Annotated in this window: 4 protein-coding genes; 1 reads left to right on the top strand and 3 read right to left on the bottom strand. The window is 45.6% G+C overall.

What is annotated here, in order from left to right:
* On the top strand, positions 1-230 hold a 230-nt coding region (locus CYR55_RS22545), incomplete at its 5' end, for an amidase family protein (RefSeq protein WP_241522215.1).
* A 42-nt stretch (positions 231-272) separates the two neighbouring features.
* Here the strand turns inward: CYR55_RS22545 and CYR55_RS22540 are convergent.
* From CYR55_RS22540 to CYR55_RS22525, 3 genes are all read right to left on the bottom strand, one after another.
* Positions 273-752, bottom strand: coding sequence for an Hcp family type VI secretion system effector (locus tag CYR55_RS22540; RefSeq protein ID WP_101818544.1), 480 nt, complete (start codon positions 750-752; stop codon positions 273-275).
* Between the two features lie 44 nt (positions 753-796).
* Positions 797-1006, bottom strand: a complete 210-nt coding sequence (locus CYR55_RS22535; RefSeq protein WP_101818543.1) for a hypothetical protein — start codon at positions 1004-1006, stop codon at positions 797-799.
* A 213-nt stretch (positions 1007-1219) separates the two neighbouring features.
* Positions 1220-1873, bottom strand: coding sequence for a hypothetical protein (locus tag CYR55_RS22525; protein ID WP_101818541.1), 654 nt, complete (start codon positions 1871-1873; stop codon positions 1220-1222).
* Positions 1874-2408: the final 535 nt, after the last annotated feature.

Raw genomic sequence — 2408 nt, 5'->3', positions numbered from 1 at the left:
CGTTCACGATTGACGGCCAGACGGTAGACGCCACCTACCTGCAAGGCGCGACGGTACCGCTTAACGTCACCGGGCTGCCCGGCGTGGCGCTGCCGTTCGGGATGAGTAAAGAGGGGTTGCCGATCAGTGTGCAGATCGTCGGGCGCTGGCATACGGAGATGACGATTTTGCACATCGCCGCATTGCTGGAAGCGGTCAGCCCGATGCAGGGCCGCCACCCGACGCTCTGATGCAGATATTCTATGATGCGGGCAGGGATGCCCGGATAACGGTTACGCGATGGCCCGGTTATTCCAGCTATCTTTGCAGATGATATTCCCCTCGCAATGTTTCCAGGTGATGGATTCATAATGGAGATAGACGGTTTCCATATGTGTGCCGGTCTGCGTACTGGGATATAGGGTAGGCGTAATCCGGGTGATTTTGACGTTCTCCAGCAGGATATTGAAATACTCTTTCTCAAGCCCGGATTCGGTAATGCGGTACATTTTCAGGGTGGCCGATTTCAGGATAAGGTTATGGCACAGCGCCCGGCATAAAATAGGCGTTGTCCGGTCGAACTCTTTCTGAAAGATAAATGGCGTATGCACCCGTGTAGAAGTTAATCGGCCGGTATGCCCATCGGACGGAATAAACATATCATGCACTACCTCCCGTAATTCAATCGCCCCTTCCCGTCCCGCCACCAAACACCCGCCGATAATCGGGGAACCATTTTCATCTGTTAACCAAAGATAACCTGGGTATGACATTTTTGATCCTTATTAATGAAGTGAGAATGATGAGAATGCTGGTTTTACTCTTCTGAAGAAAACTTATCGATCAACGTACCGATAACATAATAACAGGCAAAGGTGGCGACAATAGCAATCAGCCTCTCTGTCCAGGTTTCAAAATGGAAGAGCCAAAAAGCAGTTAAGCAGAAGAAAATGGTTTGAAGAACTGCCCCCAAAATTTCCCACACACATCCTTTTGACTTTTTCTTAATCCATGCGAGCTTGCTCATCACCACCCTCCTTTTTATTATCGCTCATCGTTTTTAATTTTGAATATCTTATCCAGAAAAAGGCCAATAAAATAGGCACAGACATACGTCGCGATAAATGCAATTAATTTAAAAGGCCAGTAATCGATATAGCATAATAAGAAAATCGATAAACCAAAGGTTGCAGTACCGATAAGCCCTCCAACCATATCCGTAAGGAAACTGATGCATTTTTTACCCATGGTGATTACCTAACTCTTCTTCAACCAGCATCAGGATTTTATTAAAAGCATACGTCCCCTGATGTCGTTTTACCGATAGCGCATCAATAAAAGGTTTAAGTGCCGGTTCAAGTAAAAAGTAGAGCAGGTCATAATCCCTGGGTCGCAGTAATTGATAGGCTTCCGGCTCTTCTACGCTGAGTTTTTCTGATGCCCTGATACAACGTTCAGTCATTCCTCCCAGAAGGAACACACTGCCAATAGCTCCTCCGCCTATTTTAGTGTGGATAAATGTTCCCCCTGCTATAACCACTGCAATTCTTGCCGAAATCTTAGAGTTGGTTAATATTCGACCAACTACAGAAGATACTACACGGCTATATATTTTATTCTGGTCACTTTCCGTAATCTGCTTATCAAACTCGGTAAAAATGATCTGTACCGCGTCAGAAATACGATCATGACTAAGAATTCCTTTATGTATGGCCTGCGCAATTCGCATTCTTCCGCGATCGTGAGCGTAATGCGCCTCCGTATCAAAATAGCCATACACCATATAACCGAGGTCAATCGGTACAGACATCACCCCATCCATGAACCCTACAACGGTGTCAGGCGAGATAATTATCTTAACAATGCGTTCGGCTATTTCCCTATAATCACTCATCGGCATTCCTTCTGCACGTCATCACTTCAGAAAGTATTCTTATAAGATTCTTTTTTTATTTGAAACCAGAGGTGCAATTTATGCTATGCCTGACGCGAATCACTTACAATCACCTTATAATTAAACATTGATAACGATCAATTATTTAAAAAATCAAAAAACAGAATTTCTTTATTATTTCTTATAAAGCAAAACCATTGAATTAATAACATTAAAATTAAGAGCCACCAAATAATATAAAACCCCAAAAGCCCCCTACTCTTTCCTTACATACTTAAATATTTGCAGCCTGGTGGGGGCGTAAAAATCATTGCCGAATGGAGACGAAGGGCCGGGTGAGCGGGCATGGATGCCCGCGAGAGCCGCCCATGACAGGGACTGTCATTAGCGGCGGCCCGAAAGCCCGGAGGTGAAATGAGGGGATACGCGAGAGCGTGCAATGATTCAGCCAAACCACCGAAAGTGCGCGGGTGCAGGGCGAGCGCACTGGCGCGCCCTGCTCGGTTGAGGCAATGAGGGTTAGGTAGGCAATTAC

The organism is Chimaeribacter californicus, assembly GCF_002858675.1.
In the GTDB taxonomy this organism is placed as follows: domain Bacteria; phylum Pseudomonadota; class Gammaproteobacteria; order Enterobacterales; family Enterobacteriaceae; genus Chimaeribacter; species Chimaeribacter californicus.
The sequence above is the reverse complement of the archived record's forward strand: the minus strand, read 5'-3'. Positions and strand labels throughout refer to the sequence as shown.